This is a genomic window from Acidicapsa ligni (assembly GCF_025685655.1).
Classification (GTDB): Bacteria; Acidobacteriota; Terriglobia; order Terriglobales; family Acidobacteriaceae; genus Acidicapsa; species Acidicapsa ligni.
In genome coordinates this window covers 416,512-433,142 of the sequence record NZ_JAGSYG010000004.1, presented here as the reverse complement: position 1 = coordinate 433,142, position 16,631 = coordinate 416,512, and the positions used below count along the sequence as shown (strand labels likewise).

Here is a 16,631-nt window from a genome sequence, read left to right as displayed (position 1 = left end):
TTAGCTAATGTTAGTGATGTTAGTAACTGGGGATCGGTCTGACTTATTGGTGCGATGGACGAGATCGCTCCAGATATGTGTTACCTGATCCTGAAGATTCGATCGATCCCCTGCGTTTTCGATGACGTAGTCGGCGCGAGGAATCTTGTCTGCATCGGGAAGCTGGCGGGACAGACGGGAACGGGCGTCGGCAGCGGTCTGTTCGTTCCAGCCACCTGGAGAGACGCGAGAGACGAATCGCGCAATCTTCACATCGTCTGGAGCGGTTACAAGGATGACGCAATCGAAGCGCTGACGCCAGTCTGTCAGAAGGCTTTCCGATTCGCCGCGCTGGCGGGCATCGCGCTCTACTTCAAAGATCAGAGCTGACTCCACCATCGCGACGGCGGCCTGATTTTGCGCGAATACCTGCTTCATCCACTGGACCTGCGCTGCAATCACGGCGGGATGCACGATGGCATTCAGCTCATGCAGACGCCCGCCGGTGAAGGCTAAGCCGGCGAGCCTGGCGCGATCGAGATGGCCGTTCGCGGCGAGTATGTCTTCGCCGAAGACATGTACTATTTCGGCGAAGACAGGCTGCCCTGGCTCCATGAGCGCGCGGCCGAGTTCATCGGCCTCAATGACGTTTGCGCCGAGCTCGCGGAAGTATTGGGCGACGGTGCTTTTGCCGCTGCCCAATCCGCCGGTGAGGCCTACGCGCAACACTGGTTTACAGTCCTCGCCGCATACGCGCTGCGCGAACGGTGTTTGACATGAGCATCGCGATTGTCAGGGGACCGACGCCGCCCGGTACAGGCGTATATGCGCCTGCTACTTCAAAGGCCTTGGGATGCACGTCACCTACGATGGTTGAGCCGCGCTTGGAGAACGTCTCTTCGCGTTTGGCGTCGCCGGCGAAGAACTTTTCAAACTCCGCCCTGTCGGTGATGCGGTTGATGCCAACGTCGATGACTGTCGCGCCGGGCTTCACCATCTCCGGGGTGATGAATCCGGGGCGGCCGATGGCGGCGATGAGGATGTCCGCTTCACGCGTGACGGCAGCCAGATCGCGGGTTTTGGAGTGGCAGATGGTGATGGTGGCGTTCTCATGCAGGAGCAGCATTGCTGCGGGTTTGCCGACGATGTCGCTGCGGCCAACGATGACGGCTCTCTGGCCTGCGATCGGGATGCCGCTGCGCTTGAGGATTTCGATGACTCCGGCTGGTGTGCAGGGAGCGAGAGCGGGACGGCCTGCCTGCAAACGACCAGCATTGACGGGGTGAAATCCATCTACATCTTTCTCTGGCGAGACGGCATCGAGGAGCAATTTTGCATCGACATGCGCGGGTAGGGGCAGTTGCAGCAGGATGCCGTCGATGTCTTCGCGTGCATTCAGGGCGGTTACGAGAGCGAGCATCTCTGCCGTGGTGATGGATTCCGGCGGGGTGAGCATCTCGCTGAAGAGGCCTAGCTCGGCGCAGGTTTTTACCTTGCTGCGTACGTAAATCTCGGATGCCGCGACATTGCCGACCAGCACGGCGGCGAGGCCGGGGCGAATTCCCTTTTCAGCTAACAGTTTTACTTCTTCTGCTACTTCTTTTTTGATTTCGGTGGCGATGGATGCGCCGTCCAGAATTTTGCCCATGTGGTTCTGATCCTCTCCGACTCTTTATGGTATCGCGCTGAGATGCATGGGGATTGTTTGTGGGTTTTGGGTTGGCTTGGGAATGGGGGCAAGGGCAACTGCAACGGCAACGGCTAACAGCAGATTCCCTTCGGGAATGACAGACAGAAAGGCAAGGGCAACTGCAACTGCAACGGCAAGGGCAAGGGCTAGGGGAATGGGCTGGTTTGGGATGTTGTTTGGATGTTTAGAGGGCTTTGTTGTGGCGGAATTCTTTGACTACTTCTGCTGGATCGCGATGTTGGCCGTCGATTGCTTCGTTCATGGTGCGCATGTCGTTGGCGGTGATTTTGCCTGCTAATGCGTTGAGTGCTGTCTGGATTTGAGGCCAGCGTTGGATGGCTTCCTTGCGAACCAGCGGTACGGCCTGGTAGGGCGGGAAGTAATGTTTGTCGTCCTGGAGGACGGTCAAGCCGAAGGTCTGGATGGGGCCGTCGGTTGAGTTGCCTGCGATGATGTCGACCTGGTGGGCGTTGAGGGCGCGGTAGAGCAGGCCGAGATCCATCGTTCTTGGCGAATCTTTGAAATGCAGGCCATAGACGGCGGAGAGTCCGGGGAGACCGTCGGGGCGTTGTTCGAATTCATAGCCTACGCCAAGACGCCATTGGGGCGCGTATTGCGCGGCATCGGTCAACGTTGCGATGTGAAGACGTTGGGCATCTTCTCCGCGGATGATCATGGCGAAAGTGTTTTCAAAGCCTAACGGGTCGGCTACGGCCACGTTATAGCGCGAGCTGTACAGGGTTCGGACGGTGTTCAAGACTGAGTCGGGGTTGCGATCCAATGGCTGCTTGAGGATTGCTGTCAGGGCTGTGCCGGTGTATTCGACGTAGGCGTCGATGCGGCCTGAAACGAGGGCCTGCTGACAGATGTAGCTCCCGGCGAGATAGAAGCGGCGTTCTACTTTGAGGCTGGATTTGGCTTCAATCTCCTGGGCGAGCAGTTCGCCGAGGACTACCTGTTCGGTGAAGTTTTTGGCCCCGATGACGGGGTGGTCGGGGTGGGGTGGAGCGCAGGAGATTACAGCCAGCAATGGAAGGAGGATGAGTGCTGCGAGCCGGTGCCTCATTTGCGCGCTCTGAAGTGGCGCTCCAGGAGGCCGAGAGCGGCGTCTGCGGCGAGAGCCAGGAGGGCGGCGGGGATGGCTCCGGCGAGAACGAGACGGTTATCGACGGAGGCTACGCCGCGAAAGATGAGTTCGCCGAGTCCTCCGGCACCGACTGCGGCCGCTATGGTTGCAATGCCGACGCAGGTAACAGTGGCGGTGCGCAGGCCGGCGAGGATGAAGGAGGCGGCGAGTGGGAGCTCCACTTTGAAGAGGCGTTGGGAATCGGTGAGGCCGAGAGCTTTGGCTACTTCAATGACGGCGGGGTCGATGTTACGGATGCCTGCGTAGGTGTTGCGGAGGATGGGCAGCAGGGCGTAGGCGGTGAGGGCGAGGATGGCGATGCGGGCAGCGCGATCTCCGAGCCAGGGGAGCGGCAGGAGGAAGCCAAACAGGGCCAGGGACGGGATGGTCTGAAGAATGTTGGCCAGCGTGAGGATGGGGTTGGCCCAGCGCGGGGCGCGGGTGAGCCAGATTCCTGCGGGGATAGCGATGGCCGAGGCGAAGAGCATGGCTGAGGCGGTGAGCCAGAGATGCTCCAGCGTGAGGGTGGCGATTTCGCTGCCGTATTGGGTCAGAAACGGGGTCATCTTTTAGCTGGTTAGCGCATTTGATTTTGTTTGCGGCAGACAGGCGGTGATTGGATCGCCAGCATTGCCTCTTTCGCCGCGGTGAAAGGCCTGGATGTAGGAACGGACCTGGGGCTGGGGAGAGTTCAGGAATTCGTGTGGAGTGAGGTTCGCGATGAGTTTGCCTTCTTCGAGCAGGACGATGCGATGGGCGAGGTAGAGGGCTTCATCGAGGTCGTGGGTGACGAGAAGGACGGTCTTGTGCAAATGCTGCAGGAGGGTGCGAAGCATGTCCTGCATTTCGGCGCGGGTGAGCGGATCGAGGGCTCCAAAGGGCTCGTCCATGAGGAGGATTGGCGGATCGGCGGCGAGGGCACGGGCCAGGCCGACGCGCTGACGCTGACCTCCGGAGAGCTGATGGGGGTAGCGGGCGGCGAAGGTTTCCGGGGGCAGGCCTACTGTGGTGAGAAGTTCGCGGCTGTGGTTTTGGCGCTCCGATTTGGGGCGGCCTTGAATCTCGGGGACGAGGCCTACGTTGCGTTCGACGGTGAAATGGGGAAAGAGGCCGGTTTCCTGGATGACATAGCCCATGCTGCGGCGGAGCTGGATGAGATCCGCGCTGCGATTGCTTTTGCCGTGAACGAAGACTTCGCCGCTGGTGTACTCGATCATGCGATTGACTGTTCGCATGAGGGTGGTTTTGCCGGAGCCGCTGCGGCCGAGAATGGCGGTGGTGGTGCCTTCTTCCAGCGTCAGAGAAATTTTGTCGAGGAGCAGGCGGCCTTGCGGGATGGCGAAGGAGACTTCGCGGAACTCGATTGCGGCGGACATTGCGTCTCCCTCTTCGTCTGCAGGATTAGTGTACTTGCGGGAGGAATGGAAAGTTTATTCGTTTTATAGATTGACAATACTGTTGCGTATACGCAATATATCTATGTGACTGAAAACACCCAAACACGATCCGGGCCGGGCGAGAGCGGAATTTATAACCGCATTGCCGTGCTGCGGGCGGAGCGTGGGGTGAGCCGGCAGCAGTTGGCGGATGCGCTCGGGGTGAATTATCAGACGATCGGCTTTCTGGAGCGCGGGGATTACAGCCCGAGTCTCAAGCTGGCGTTTGGGCTTTCGGAGTTTTTTGGACTGCCGGTGGAGGCGATCTTTTCTACGAAGCCGTTTCAGCCGTTGAGTGAGCAGGTTTACGGGGCGCGGACGTAAGAGTCGGTTTTCGAGGAGATACGATGCGAGCGGAACTGATGTTGATGGGCAAGCCGGTGGATCTTTCGCGCAGGTCGCAGCGACGATGGCTGGTTCTTTGGATTTATGCGGCGATGATCGTTGCGATGGCCGGGATGGGTTGGCTGGATGCGTGGCGGACGAGCGGCTATTATCTTGTCTTTCTCGCGGCCGGGGTTAACCATTTTCTGCTTGGGGGATATGGGCGCGGAGGGCTGGTTCGCCCATTCACAGATAAGGCTCCGCGTAGCTCGGGGATGCCTTCGCCGCTGATACCGCTGGGGCTTTATCTGCGGCTCACGCATGTTGCTCCGGAGGGCGAGTGGCGGAGTGACGAGCGCGAGCTGGGGTTGCGCGACCGTGCGCATTATCAGGCGTATCAGTGGATTTCCGGTGCGGTGGGTATCCTGTGGCTGCTCTCGGCGTGGACGCGTTGGAAGAGTGCTGAGTTGCCGATTCTTCACGTGATTGGAGAGACTTTGCTCTATCCGATGGTGCTGGCGACCGTGGTGTTGATGCTTACGTTGCCGCAGGCCATTCTGTTGTGGACGGAGCCGGATATGGCGGAGTTTGAGCCGGAGTAGGAAGAGTGCTGGAAATTACTTTGCGGCAAACATGCTTGCGGAGAACATGCGAGCGTCGAAGGTGAAGGGCTGGACGGATTCGAGTTTGAGTTTGCCTATCCCGGGGTTGAGCGGGTTGATGAGAATGTTCCACTCCTGGCGGATTGGGACGGATGGAACGAGCACGGCCAGAGACTGTTTGCTGCGAATCCACTGGTCGCCCAGCTCACGGATGGGGCCTAGTTCGTCGCTCCACCAGTTTGAGGGCAGAGTGTCGATGGACCATTGCTGGACAGGTTCGTCTACCGGGAGTTCGGCACTGATGGAGACCAGGTCGCTCGGAATCAGGTTTGGTTCGATGTGGACGAAGAGTTCCATTGCGGCCAGGGCGAGTGAGGTAGAGGCGTAGGCCATGGGGACTCCGGGGGAGTTCCAGCGACCGCCGAAGAGGCGTGCGCCTTCGCCGGAGAATGGGTCTGCTGCGTATTTTTCCTTGCAGAGCCGCCAGATTCGCATTTGCTAGCTGTAGACGCCGTAGGCGATGCGGCCCAGGATGTCTTCGACTTCGCGAACGCCGGGGTCGGTGTCGAGCTGGTCGAGCGGGCGTTGGCCGCGAAGGGCTCGGTTTGGAGTTTTAAGCCATGCTGCGGCCTTATTGCCGTCCCCGAGGGTTTCGACTGCGGTGGCGTAGACCTGGGCCAGGCGAACCGTTCGGTCGGATTCGGCGGAGGTGAGGCGAGCGTCTGAGGCCATGCGGCGAGTCAGGGTCCGGAGGGGGATGCCGATGCTTTCGGCGATCTCAGACTGGCGAAGATCGAGACGCTCGGCCAGGAGCAGGAGCGCTTTGACGGGCAAGCCGTCCCGCACGAGGTCGGCAAGAGCGCCACTTTTGGCCAGGGAACGGCCTAGCAGGATGTCTCCGCCTAATACCTCCGGGACTGCGTATGTGGCCATGGTTTACCTCGTTAGGAGATAGCGTATGCGCCATTTGGCTTTTTTGCAAGAGCCAAATTACTCGATAATTGCGAGCTTGGCACGTTTGCCCAGACGAACTGCTATGCGTGCGGGCAGCTTTTCCAACAGAATCAATGCGTTGGAGGCTGGTTCTCCATCTAGCTTTACCGCGTTTTCGGCAATTTTGCGGCTGGCTTCTGCTCCGCTGGCGGCAAGACCTAGCTGGACGAGCAGTTTTGGCAGACGGATTTGCAGTGCGCCGGGGGCTCCGGATGGGCCGACGAGATCGGCGTAGGTCATGGATACTTCTTCGAGGTCTTCGCTGGTGACTTTCTGCTGGAACATGCGGGCCCAGTTTTCGTCGGCGCGGCCTGCCTCTTCCTGGGAGTGGAAGTCGGCGGTGATGGTGCGGGCGAGGCGCTTTTTGGCCTCCATGGGGTGCAGGGCGCCAGAGGCTACCTCGGCCTTGAGGTCTTCGACTTCAGATTGCTTGAGGTCGGTGAGGAAGATCCAGTACTTCCACATGAGTTCGTCGGAGATGGACATGAGTTTGCCGTACATCTCCTGGGGCGGCTCGTTGATGCCGATGGCGTTGCCGAGGGATTTGGACATCTTCTGCACGCCGTCGAGGCCTTCGAGGATGGGCGTCATGAGCACGATCTGGGGCTTCTGCCCGTAGTGGCGCTGGAGTTCGCGACCGCAGAGGAGGTTGAAGCGCTGGTCGGTGCCGCCGAGTTCGACGTCGCATTCGAGGGCAACGGAGTCGTAGCCCTGCATGACGGGGTAGAGGAATTCGTGGAGCCCGATGGGCTGCTCGGCATTGTAACGCTTGTGGAATTCGTCGCGCTCCAGCATCTGCGAGACGGTGAAGTGGGCGGCGAGGCGGATGGTGCCTTCGAAGCCTAGTTTGTCGAGCCACTCGGAGTTGAAGCGGACCTCGGTCTTTTCGCGGTCGAGAATTTTGAAGACCTGCTGCTGGTAGGTTTCGGAGTTTTCGTTGATTTGCTCGCGGGTGAGCGGCTTGCGGGTGATGTTGCGACCGGTGGGGTCGCCGATGAGCGAGGTGAAATCTCCGACGAGGAAAATGACCTGGTGGCCGAGCTGCTGGAAGTGGCGCAGCTTGCGCATGAGCACGGTGTGGCCGAGATGGAGGTCGGGCGCAGTGGGGTCGAAACCGGCTTTGACGCGCAGAGGGCGTCCGGTTTTGCGGGAGTCTTCGAGGCGTTCGCGGAGGTCGCTTACGCGGATGATTTCGGCTGCGCCTTTTTGGAGCAGGTCGAGCTGGTCTTCAATGGGTGGGAATTCGGACATGGCTTTTCAAGTATAGATTTTTTGGCGGGATGAGGGGAGCGATCCGAGGTGGAAGGATTCTAAGACGTATTCGATTTGGGCTGGTTTGGGTGGGAGGGACGAGGCTGTTCAGATGGGTACCCGCATTTATGGCCTGGGATGGAGGTCCTGGCGGAGGGCGGCTGCGGTTAGCTGGTCGGCTTTTCTTAGTTTGGGGAAGATCAGGGGCCAGATGCCGGTGACCATCAGGGCTCCGATGCCGCCGACTACGGTGGCGCGGACGGCTCCCATCCATTGGGCGGTCAGGCCGCTCTCGAATTCGCCGAGCTCGTTGGAGGCTCCGAGAAAGAGGGAGTTCACAGCGCTGACGCGGCCGCGCATTTCTGGCGGGGTGGCCAGTTGCAGGACTGAGCTGCGGATGACGACGCTGATCATGTCGGCTCCGCCGGTGATGGCGAGGGCTATGAGGCTAAGGACGAGATTGTGCGAGAGGCCGAAGAGGATGGTGCCTGCTCCGAAGATGCCGACGGCGGTGAAGAGGAGTCTGCCTGCCTTACGGCGCATGGGAAAACGGGCGAGAACGAGGGAGATTACCAGTGCTCCTGCGGCTGGGGCGGCGCGCAACATGCCCAGACCTTTGGGGCCGATGTGGAGGATTTCCTGAGCGAAGATGGGCATGAGCGCTGTGGCTCCGCCGAGCAGGACTACGAACAGATCCAAAGAAAAGCTGCCGAGGAGCATGGGTGAGCGGCGCACGTACTGGAAACCGGCGAGGATGACCTGGACGGATGCGGCGCGGTGCTCCATGCGGCCCAGACGGACGGAGATGGTGCTGATCAGCACTTCGAAAATGAGCAGAGAGCAGAGGGTGGCTATGTAGACGATGCCGGGGCCGGTGAGCTTTCCGCTGGCAAGCCAGCCGAGCGGGAGGGTGAAGAGCAGGCCTCCGAGGGCTGGACCGGCGATGTTGGCGAGCTGGAAGATGGCTGCTCCCCAGGTGACGGCATTGACGAACTGGCCCTCTGGAACGAGGTGCGGGATGAGAGCGGAGCTGGCTGGAGCAGAAAAAGCGCGACCCAGGCCAATGAGGAAAAGGACTCCGTAGATGAGCCAGATGTTTTTCAGGCCGAGGACGGCAATGGTCAAGAGAGCGGTGGTGCAGATGATCTGAAGTCCGTAGCAGATGAGGATGATCATGCGTCGGTCGTAGCGGTCGGCGGCGTGCCCGGCGGGGAGCAGGAAGAGCAGTCCTGGAAGAAAGAGGGCGAGGCCTGTGTAGCCGAGATCGAGAGCGCGATGCGTGATGGAGTAGACCTGCCAGGCAACGGCGACGGTCTGTGCCTCGGCGCCGATGATCACGGACATCCTGGCCATCTGATAACGGCGGAAATCACGGGAGGCGAAGGCGGCGAGACCACTCACAGGGGGAGTGTTGGGCTCAGGGGTCATGGGCTGATTTGGTTATACCTTGTTCTGGCTGGTTGGGGAGGGACAAATATCAGGTGCCAAGGTAGAGACGTTGGGGATGGGCGGGAAGACGCCCAGGAACGGAAGGCATGTCGAAAAGTAAATGAAATCACAGGAATTTGCTTCTCCCAGCCTGATCGCAATTTTGCGATCAGGCTGGGGTGCCGAGAGAAAAAGCTACTGTTTGGGGGAGAAGTAGCCTTTTTTGGTGCGGACTGAGTAGCGACGGTCGTTGGCGAAGAGGTAGATGGTTCGGAAGGCCCCGTCGGCACGGAAGTCGGCGGGGGTGTAGGTGAGCGCGTACTGGCTGCGCAGCTCCTCTTCAATGCTGGTGAAGCCGAGCGAGATTTCGTCGACGGAGGGCGGGAAGAAGGCGCGGCCGCCGGTTTCATTGGACATCTTCATGAGGATGTCGTCGCCTTTGCCACGGCTGGGGGTCCAGTTAGTGCTGATGGAGTAGATGATGGTTTCGGCGCGCTGGCACATCTTGATGGCGTCATCGATGTAGGCGCGGCTCTGGTTATCTGCGCCGTCCGAGACGAGAATCATGGCGCGGCGAACGGGCTCCTGGCCACGCGATTGATCGAGGAGTTTGTCGCGGCAAGCGGTGTAAACGGCGTCGAAGAGCGCGGTGCCGCCGCCGGGTCGGAGTTTGCTGACTCCGGTCTGGAGGGCATCGAGATTGTTGGTCCAGTCCTGGGTGACGGTGGGGGTTGAATCGAAGCCCATCACGAAGGCGCGGTCGCTTTTGGCTCGGAGGGCCTGGAGCAGGAATTCATTGGCCGACTGCTGCTCGAACTGGAAGCGAGAGCGGATGGAGGTGCTGGCGTCGATGAGAATTCCGACGCGCAGGGGAAGATTGGTCTGCTGCGTGAAGGAGGTAACGCGCGCAGGGGCCTTCTGATCGTCGAGCAGGGCGAAATCGCTTTGCTTGAGATTGGGAATGAAGGCACCGTGGCGATCGGTCACGGTGAAGATCAGGTTAACTTCGTTGACCGAGGTGGTGATTTTGAAACTGGAATCGTCGGGATTGCCGGATTGCGTCGGCTGGGCTTGCGGCGGGGCCTGAACTTGAGGCTGCGCTTGTGGCTGCTGAGCTTGCGGCGGGGCGGGCTGCTGTGCCGGTTGTTGGGCAGAAAGGGCAGTTGTGCCGAGGGCGGAACTCAGGATGCAGGCCAATCCGGCTGCAAGAACGAGGTGTCTGGTCATGTCAACGGTCATTCTATCAATACGCATCCATGTCTCGCGATTCTTCCCGTTCCTCGGGGCTGGACGGTTCCGCCACTCGATCCGATACCGGGTCTTTCAGTTGGACGAGGAAGGATTCCAGTTCGTTAGGCATCGGCGCGCTGAGCTTGATCTGCTTGCGGGAGATGGGGTGGGTGAATTCCAGTTCGGCGGCGTGGAGGAAGTTGCGGCCCAGTTCCAGCTTCTCAATGGGGGCTTTGCGCGTGGAGCTGAGAGGCAGAGAGAGGATTTTGGCGGGCGCTCCGTAGAGGCTGTCGCCCACGACGGGGTGGCTGATGGAGGCCATGTGGACGCGGATCTGGTGGGTGCGTCCGGTCTCGATGCGTACGCGGGTGAGTGTGAATTTGCCGAAGCGGTTTTCGAGACGGGAGACGACGCGGTAGTGGGATACGGCGTGGCGCGCGCCTTCAAGGCGGCGGGTGGTCATGCGGGTGCGGCGGACGGTGTCGCGACTGATGGGGGCCATGATGGTGGCTCCATCTTCGGGGAGAACGCCGTGAACGAGCGCGATGTAGGTCTTGACGACTTCGCGGCTGGCGAACATCTCGGCGAGCGCTTCGTGGGCGGCATCGTTTTTGGCGATGAGGATGAGGCCGCTGGTTTCCTTGTCGAGGCGATGGACGATGCCGGGGCGGAGTTCGCCGCCGATGCCGGAAAGCTGCTTGAAGTGGTGCAGGAGCGCGTTGACGAGGGTGCCGCCGCTGCGGGCTTCGTCGGTGGCTCCGGAGCCGGCGTGGACCATCATGCCTGCGGGTTTATTGACCACGGCGAGGTCGTCGTCTTCGTAGACGATTTCGAGCGGGATATCTTCGGGGTGAGCGTGGAGCGGCTCTACGTGCTGCTGGCCGTGGACGGTGACGGCTTCTCCGCCGCGCAGTTTGAAGGAGGCTTTTTCGCGCTTGCCTTCGACGAGGATATCGCCCTGCTCGATGAGCTGCTGAACGCGGGAGCGGCTGACGCCGTCCAGTTCACCAACGAGAAACTGGTCGAGCCGCCAGCCTGCGACTTCGACGGGAACAAGGTAAGTCTCTACTTCGGGAATGAGTTCTTCTTCTTGCACAGATTGCCTTTCAGGCGGTGCGATGCGCGGGCTGCCAGTCGATCAGTAAGAGGCCGCCGCACAACACCATTCCTAAGGCTACCAGTTGCGGCGTATCGACGAGGGCATTGGCGAAAACACCGCGGCCTTCCCAGTCGCGAAAGAGTTCTGTGGCGAAGAGAACGATGCCGGTGGCGATGAGCCAGATTCCGGCGATGTCCCCTGGCTGCCGGCGCTTGTAAAAAAGGCCGGCGAAGGTGAGGACGGCTACGGCGAGGGCTCCGATGGCGGCGTAGACCTGGACGGGATAAACGGCGACGTTGAGCGGGGCTCCGCTCCAGCGGGCGGCGAGGGGGTTGGTGTAAACGACGAACAGATGCGTGGCGGAGGATGTGGCCTCGATTTCGCGGCCGTAGTCGCTGCCTGCGAGGAGTGCGCCGAGTTGTTCGGCGGCCATGCCGAGGGAGAGCGGTGCGGCGAGGCAATCGGCGACGGCGCGTATGGGCAGCTTTGCCCAGCGGATGTAGGCGAGGACCGCGGCTGATCCTGCGACGATGCCAGCGGCGGATAGCAGCGGGTGGTGGACCATGGCGACGGCCAGCAGCCAGGCTGGATGACGGCGGAGATCGCTCAGGTTCATGACGATGAGAAGCAGGCGCGAGATGGCGAGCGCTGCGAAGATGGCGAGAACTAGCATGTTCCAGGCGTGGCGCGGATCGAGATTCACACGCTTTGCAGTGAACTGAGCAAGGGCGAGGGCGAGGAAGACGCCGAGTGCCGCGACTGCTCCGTAGGTGGGTATGACGAAGGGACCGAGCTGGAAGAGGACTGGATGCACGGGAGAGAATTTAGGTTTGCGAAACTGTTTCCGAGACGGCAGATGCCGCCTGGCTTAAAGGTAGATACCGACCCACTTGGCCGTGAGTCTGTGCGCTGGTGAACCCGTCCTAAGACGGCGGGACTCTCCGCGCTTCATTAGGCATCCCAGACTGGTGGGCACGGCACACAGAAGCGATTTTTCGAGTCGAGTCCCTGTTCAATGAATGTTGGTTCAACCAGCGTTAACGAACTCACCTGCTTTGCAGGTCGGTCTCTGAGTTGGATGCTATGGCATGTCGCTCAGAATGGCAAGTCGGTGGAAATCGCGGAGCTTACTTGTTGCTTTCGAAACAAAGATCGGTTTCGGGCGGAGGATATGATGGAGCTATCTGGGAGGTACTTTCGTTTCAATGGAGGTAACCATCGCAGGGCACATGCTGGTTTGAGCAAAATTTTATAAACGATTCCGGAGGTTTATCTTGAGGAGATTGTCGCAACTGGATGGCATTCGTGGCTTCGCCATCGCTGCGGTGCTGGCCGATCATCTGGGCTCGATTATTGGCCTGGGGATCAGCAGGAATCCGGTCCTTCTCGCGATCGATAATCTCATGCTTGCAGGTTGGCTTGGGGTCGATGTCTTCTTCGTTTTGTCCGGATTTCTGATTACGGGCATTATTCTCAAAGATCGCTCGGAACCGGGGTTCTGGAGCAATTTTTATCTGCGTCGAGCGTTTCGAATTCTGCCAGCGTTTGCTGTCATTTTTACGATCACATTGGTGGCCGCACACTATTTTGCACCGCAGATTCACGTTACGAGCGGCTACGTATTACCGGCGATTTTTTTCCTGGCGAATTGGACTGCTGTGACCCAGACGGAGATGCCGTGGCTGGGGCACATCTGGTCGCTCGCCGTGGAAGAGCAGTTTTATTTTCTGTGGCCCCAGGCGGCAAAGCGTCTGAACAAGGTAACACTGCTGAAGCTGGCGTTAGCGCTTGTGGTGGCGTCAGAGTTGCTGCGTGTTTTGCTGGCGGTAATTTATGTGCGCGGTGAAATTATCTTTAAAATTACGCCGACACGTATCGATGGGCTATCGATCGGCGCGGCGCTTGCGGTGGGCATCACTCTGCCTGAAGTGCAACGCTTCCTGGCAAACTGGTGGCGCAGAATCGCGATTGTCGCGGCGGCTCTGCTTTGCTGCATCTTCTTTGCTTTTCATGGCAGCCTGGCCCCGATCAGTAAGTGGAGCCAGATTTTTGCTATTCCGCCTGCGATCGTACTGACATCGATGCTGATCTTTGGAGCCCTTGAATCTGCATTGCCTTCCGGCCTGGCCAGATTTTTTGGAAACCCGGTCATGACTTATCTGGGCAGACGCAGCTATGCGCTTTACCTGATTCACGGACCGCTACGCGTTGCGGTTCAGGCCAGCCGCGTTCATGGAACCCTGGCTAACTTACCGCAGGGCGTCGGTGTCGATATTTTGCTTGTTCTTTCAATACTCGTCATTTCACTTATCCTGAGCGAACTCTCGTGGCGGCTGATTGAAATGCCTGCGCAGAATCTTCGGCATCGCCTGATGCGAAAAAAAGAGGATGGCACGCCGGGGCATCTTCCGGAAGAGGAAGTTATCGTTCGGCTGGCGGAGGAAAGTCAGTGATTCAGCGGATCTCTGCCAGCGTCTTGTGATTGGCGGCGTCGGATGCCTGCGTGACTAATCGCTTGAGGGTGGTTTCGATGTCGCCGTCTCCTACCTGCCGGTCTTGAACGAAGCCGTCGGTGTCTACGGTGAAGGTGGTTGGAATTGCCTTGACGTTGAATGCGGTGGCTATCGGTCCGTCAAAGCCGCCATCGCGATATTGAAGCCAGGTCATGTTATTTTTAGCGACGAAGTTTTTCCAGGTGGATTCGTCGTTGTCCACGCTGACGCTGATGACTACGAGTGGCTGTCCTTTGAACTCTTCGGCGATTTCGCGCAGATGTGGCAGGGCCTTCATGCATGGGGCGCACCAGGTGGCCCAGAAATCGATGAGGATGACCTTGCCTGCTAGGCTCTCCATCGCGATGGGGCTGCCATCCATTGCCACGACGTGAAAGTTGGGAGCAACGCGTTTGCGCGCGAGCTCGGGCTGAACGGCGAATAACTTCGCGTGAGCATATTGCAAATCGGTGGGCGAGGAGAGCTTCATGTACTGCTTGAATCGTTCGCGGGCTTTTTCGTATTGGTGCAGGTGAGCCAGGGCTAGTCCATCGCCGTAAACGCAGTTCGGCTTTTCAGGCTGCAGTTCCAGGGCGGCATGGAACTCGCTTTCCGCATCCTGAAATGGCTTGTCGAAGATGCGGTCTCCACCTTCAGCGAGACAGACGTCGCCGATGAGGTAATGTACTTCGGCTTTGTCTTCGGGGGTGACGACGGAGTTCATCAGTAGAGTCGCCTCGTCGTGCGCGGTGGTGAAATCTCCCATCAATTTTGCGGATTTATAAGCCTGTAGTTGGCAGGAGACACAGTGACCGCCATCCAGTTGATCTGCCTTGCGAAAGTCGGCCGATGCGAGACCGTACTTACGATCTTCGAATTCTTTGGCGGCCCTGGCGAAAGTCTTACCTGCCTTGGAATCGGCGGGCGCGGTATTGGAGGTAAGTGCTGTGGCTGATTGCGCGAATACCAGGGATGGGAAGGCAGCAGTTAATAACAAGGCTAAAGAAGCTATGCGATACATGAGGTCTCCGGGGATCGAACTCAATGTAACATGGCTGTTCGATTTGATTTTTATAAAAAGAAGGAGTTGTTTGGGTTGGTTTTTGTTTTGTTTGAGAGCTAACAGCAGATTCCCTTCGGGAATGACAGCCAGAAAGGCAACTGCAAGGGCAAGGGCTAAGGGCGGGAGCAAGGTTCTGAATGTCGATGCTGTATGTGGACTGGCCTACTACGCAACAACGCCCCCGGAGATTTAAGTCCTAGGGCGTTGTTGGTTTGTTACATCTGGTGATTTGCTGCTGGGCTAGTTAGTAAGTCTTGTGGCCGGTGAGTTAGCTGACTTGAGGGTATTGAGTTTAGTGCTGGCTGAACATTGCTTTTACGTCGGCGTGCAGATCGGTGCGGCTGCTGGGGCGAGTGTAGAACATGTGGCCGCCGGGGTATTCCCTGACGGAAACGCGGGCTGGATCGCCCATGATGGGCATTTCATCGACGGTCAGGATGGAGCCCATGAAGGGGCATGAGAGATCGTTCCAGCCGTGGACGATGAGGATGCGCAGCTTGGGGTCGGCGGCAACTGCTTCGCGCAATTGCGAAACGGAGCCGGTGCGGAGATCGTCGCCGCGATCCCATTCTCTGTTCACTTCATCGGAGAGAGCGTTGTAGCGGGCATCGACTTTCCAGCCAACGACACGGGTTACGAAATCAACCATTGCCGTGGTGGTGGGAGCGACAATGCTGGCGAGGATGGGGTCGTTGGCGCGCTGATCGGGCGAGAACGGGAAGGGATCGAAGGAAGTTACATTCGAGTCGTAGATGGAGCTGAGTTTGCCCTCTTCGCGATGCGCTTCGCGGAGGTAGGCGCCGGTTTCGAGGCGTCCTCCGGAGTATTTGACGAATTCGGGGTCGAGGCCGGTGAGGTCGGTGACTTTTTTGATCAGACGGGGTGTGGCTTCTGGATCGCTGCGGCCTTTGAGCAGGTCGGTGGCGTATTCTCCGCGCGTATAGGCGATGACATCGGCCATAGCGGCGGGGGTCAGCTTGTGTTCGCGCTCAAGATGGGCGGCGGCGATGGGCGGCAGAGTGACCATCCACGGGATGGGGGACATTTCTGCGTTCTCGTCGATTGCCGGATTCAGGTAGGGCGAGACGAGCACTACACCATTCATGGCGACGCCTAGCTGCGATTGCAGGAAGTGGGTGATGCGCGGACCGCGGAAGCCGCCGTAGCTTTCGCCGACGAGATACTTGCGGGAGGTGAGGCGATCGTTATTCACGAGCCAGTCGTAGATGACGCGGGAGAGATATTCGATATCCGGAGTGGGGCTGTAGAACTGCTTCTTGGTTTCTTCTTTGGAGACCAGCGAGCGGCTAAAGCCGGTGCCTATGGGATCGATGAAGACGAGATCGGTGAAGTCGAGCCAGGTACCGGGATTGTCGTACAGTGTGGCAGGATCGGAGGGGCTGTCGCCATCATTGCCGACATGGAGCGTTTTGGGGCCGATGGCGCCGAAGTTGAGATAGACGGACGAGGCACCGGGGCCGCCGTTGAGGGCGAAGGTGACGGGACGCGTGCCGGAACTCGCACCGTTATCGACGGTATAGGCGGTGTAGACGACTTCGCCACTGGTTTTGCCTTCGGAGTCATAGACGGGCAGTTTGCCGACGGTGACGGTGTAGTGAATGGTCTTGCCTTCGAACTCAATCGTCTGCTGCGTATGGGCGTCGGCGGGCAGTGGCGGGCGGGTGCTTCGCTCGGTGGCAGACTTGTCGGAGTCTGATTTTTCGGAGCCGGATTTATCTGATTTTGCCGACTTGTCTGAGGGCTTGTCCTTATCGGACTGGGCGGCTGCCTGCAGGGGCGATGCGACACAACACAGCAGGGTAAATGAGAGCAATGCGCTCAGGAGCGCGATGGCAGGGCGTTGGGGCGAGGATGTACGCAGCATAGGGATACGATACATCCTCGGGTTAAGTGTTCG

Annotated in this window: 17 protein-coding genes; 3 read left to right on the top strand and 14 right to left on the bottom strand. The window is 59.2% G+C overall.

The annotated features are described in order from the left end of the window. The 5 genes from coaE to OHL19_RS16060 form a co-directional block, all read right to left on the bottom strand. Entirely contained in the window at positions 1-708 is a 708-nt protein-coding gene (coaE, locus tag OHL19_RS16080) for a dephospho-CoA kinase (RefSeq protein WP_263358738.1), read from the bottom strand. Positions 709-712: 4 nt separating this feature from the next. Next, positions 713-1,627 carry a bifunctional 5,10-methylenetetrahydrofolate dehydrogenase/5,10-methenyltetrahydrofolate cyclohydrolase gene (locus OHL19_RS16075; protein WP_263358737.1) on the bottom strand — a complete coding sequence of 305 codons (915 nt, stop codon included), beginning with the start codon at positions 1,625-1,627 and terminating at the stop codon, positions 713-715. A 226-nt stretch (positions 1,628-1,853) separates the two neighbouring features. Beyond that, positions 1,854-2,735 (bottom strand): glycine betaine ABC transporter substrate-binding protein, encoded by an 882-nt coding sequence (locus tag OHL19_RS16070; RefSeq protein ID WP_263358736.1) that lies wholly within the window; start codon positions 2,733-2,735, stop codon positions 1,854-1,856. Further along, entirely contained in the window at positions 2,732-3,361 is a 630-nt protein-coding gene (locus OHL19_RS16065) for an ABC transporter permease (RefSeq protein ID WP_263358735.1), read from the bottom strand. The genes OHL19_RS16070 and OHL19_RS16065 overlap by 4 nt, the downstream gene beginning before the upstream one ends. Before the next feature lie 3 nt (positions 3,362-3,364). Continuing rightward, positions 3,365-4,171, bottom strand: coding sequence for an ATP-binding cassette domain-containing protein (locus OHL19_RS16060; protein WP_263358734.1), 807 nt, complete (start codon positions 4,169-4,171; stop codon positions 3,365-3,367). Positions 4,172-4,276: 105 nt separating this feature from the next. On the opposite strand from OHL19_RS16060, the gene OHL19_RS16055 reads away from it, so the two are divergent. Further along, positions 4,277-4,555, top strand: coding sequence for a helix-turn-helix transcriptional regulator (locus OHL19_RS16055; protein ID WP_263358733.1), 279 nt, complete (start codon positions 4,277-4,279; stop codon positions 4,553-4,555). Between the two features lie 23 nt (positions 4,556-4,578). Further along, the gene (locus OHL19_RS16050; RefSeq protein ID WP_263358732.1) at positions 4,579-5,157 is read left to right on the top strand and encodes a hypothetical protein; all 579 of its coding nucleotides are present in this window, start codon (positions 4,579-4,581) and stop codon (positions 5,155-5,157) included. A 15-nt stretch (positions 5,158-5,172) separates the two neighbouring features. On the opposite strand, the gene OHL19_RS16045 is transcribed toward OHL19_RS16050, so the two are convergent. The 7 genes from OHL19_RS16045 to OHL19_RS16015 form a co-directional block, all read right to left on the bottom strand. Beyond that, the gene (locus OHL19_RS16045) at positions 5,173-5,652 is read right to left on the bottom strand and encodes an RES family NAD+ phosphorylase (RefSeq protein WP_263358731.1); all 480 of its coding nucleotides are present in this window, start codon (positions 5,650-5,652) and stop codon (positions 5,173-5,175) included. A gap of 3 nt (positions 5,653-5,655) precedes the next feature. Next, positions 5,656-6,090 (bottom strand): type II RES/Xre toxin-antitoxin system antitoxin, encoded by a 435-nt coding sequence (parS, locus tag OHL19_RS16040; protein ID WP_263358730.1) that lies wholly within the window; start codon positions 6,088-6,090, stop codon positions 5,656-5,658. 57 nt (positions 6,091-6,147) lie between these two features. Beyond that, a complete protein-coding gene (gene tyrS / locus OHL19_RS16035; protein ID WP_263358729.1) occupies positions 6,148-7,401 on the bottom strand; it encodes a tyrosine--tRNA ligase in 1,254 nt (417 codons plus the stop codon). Between the two features lie 126 nt (positions 7,402-7,527). Further along, positions 7,528-8,829 (bottom strand): MFS transporter, encoded by a 1,302-nt coding sequence (locus OHL19_RS16030; RefSeq protein WP_263358728.1) that lies wholly within the window; start codon positions 8,827-8,829, stop codon positions 7,528-7,530. A 195-nt stretch (positions 8,830-9,024) separates the two neighbouring features. After that, complete coding sequence (locus tag OHL19_RS16025; protein WP_263358727.1) at positions 9,025-10,056, bottom strand: VWA domain-containing protein; 1,032 nt, start codon at positions 10,054-10,056, stop codon at positions 9,025-9,027. A 16-nt stretch (positions 10,057-10,072) separates the two neighbouring features. Further along, positions 10,073-11,155, bottom strand: a complete 1,083-nt coding sequence (locus OHL19_RS16020) for an RluA family pseudouridine synthase (protein WP_263358726.1) — start codon at positions 11,153-11,155, stop codon at positions 10,073-10,075. Between the two features lie 10 nt (positions 11,156-11,165). Beyond that, the gene (locus OHL19_RS16015; protein WP_263358725.1) at positions 11,166-11,972 is read right to left on the bottom strand and encodes a prolipoprotein diacylglyceryl transferase; all 807 of its coding nucleotides are present in this window, start codon (positions 11,970-11,972) and stop codon (positions 11,166-11,168) included. Positions 11,973-12,432: 460 nt separating this feature from the next. Between OHL19_RS16015 and OHL19_RS16005 the strand changes: the two genes are divergently transcribed. Then, complete coding sequence (locus OHL19_RS16005) at positions 12,433-13,611, top strand: acyltransferase family protein (protein WP_263358724.1); 1,179 nt, start codon at positions 12,433-12,435, stop codon at positions 13,609-13,611. A gap of 1 nt (position 13,612) precedes the next feature. On the opposite strand, the gene OHL19_RS16000 is transcribed toward OHL19_RS16005, so the two are convergent. Continuing rightward, positions 13,613-14,671 (bottom strand): thioredoxin-like domain-containing protein, encoded by a 1,059-nt coding sequence (locus OHL19_RS16000; RefSeq protein ID WP_263358723.1) that lies wholly within the window; start codon positions 14,669-14,671, stop codon positions 13,613-13,615. Positions 14,672-15,005: 334 nt separating this feature from the next. Further along, on the bottom strand, positions 15,006-16,598 hold the full coding sequence (locus OHL19_RS15995; RefSeq protein WP_263358722.1) for a S10 family peptidase: 1,593 nt from the start codon (positions 16,596-16,598) through the stop codon (positions 15,006-15,008). Positions 16,599-16,631 lie beyond the last annotated feature (33 nt).